At 69.5% G+C, this 1,104-nt stretch carries 1 pseudogene; it reads left to right on the top strand.

The annotated features are described in order from the left end of the window. Positions 1 to 1,104, top strand: a pseudogene (locus ACWGDB_RS41940) (alpha-1,4-glucan--maltose-1-phosphate maltosyltransferase); the annotation flags it as partial.

Here is a 1,104-nt window from a genome sequence, read left to right as displayed (position 1 = left end):
CTGGTCACCGCCTCGGACCCGCTGCCGTTGCTGGTGGAGCGGGAGCGGGCCCTGTTCGGTTCCTGGTACGAGTTCTTCCCCCGTTCCGAGGGCACCCCCGAGCAGCCCCACGGCACCTTCCGCACCGCCGCGCGCCGGCTGCCCGCGATCGCCGCGATGGGCTTCGACGTGGTCTACCTGCCGCCCGTCCACCCGGTCGGCACCACCTTCCGCAAGGGCCCCAACAACACCCTGTCCGCCACCGCCGACGACGTCGGCGTGCCCTGGGCGATCGGCTCCCCCGAGGGCGGCCACGACGCCGTCCACCCCGACCTGGGCACCCTGGAGGACTTCGACTGGTTCGTCGCCCGGGCCGGCGAACTCGGCCTGGAAGTCGCCCTCGACTTCGCCCTGCAGTGCTCCCCCGACCACCCCTGGGTCGACAAGCACCCCGAGTGGTTCCACCACCGCCCCGACGGCACCATCGCCCACGCCGAGAACCCGCCGAAGAAGTACCAGGACATCTACCCCATCGCCTTCGACGCCGACATGGACGGCCTGGTCGAGGAGACCCTGCGCATCCTGCGCCACTGGATGGCCCACGGCGTGCGCATCTTCCGCGTCGACAACCCGCACACCAAACCGGTCGTGTTCTGGCAGCAGGTCATCGCCGACATCGGCCGCACCGACCCGGACGTCATCTTCCTCGCCGAGGCCTTCACCCGCCCCGCGATGATGCACACCCTGGCCCAGATCGGCTTCCAGCAGTCCTACACGTACTTCACCTGGCGCAACGGCAAGCAGGAACTCACCGACTACCTCACCGAACTGTCCGGCGAGGCGGCCGCCTACATGCGGCCCAACTTCTTCGCCAACACCCCCGACATCCTGCACGCCTTCCTCCAGGAGGGCGGACGCCCCGCCTTCGAACTCCGCGCCGTCCTGGCCGCGACCCTCTCCCCCACCTGGGGCATCTACAGCGGCTACGAGCTCTGCGAGAACACCCACCTGCGCGAAGGCAGCGAGGAGTACCTCGACTCGGAGAAGTACCAGCTCCGGCCCCGCGACTGGGAAGCGGCCGAACACGAAGGCCGCACCATCACCCCCCTGATCACCCAGCTCAAC

This window comes from Streptomyces sp. NPDC055013 (genome assembly GCF_053608645.1).
The sequence above is the reverse complement of the archived record's forward strand: the minus strand, read 5'-3'. Positions and strand labels throughout refer to the sequence as shown.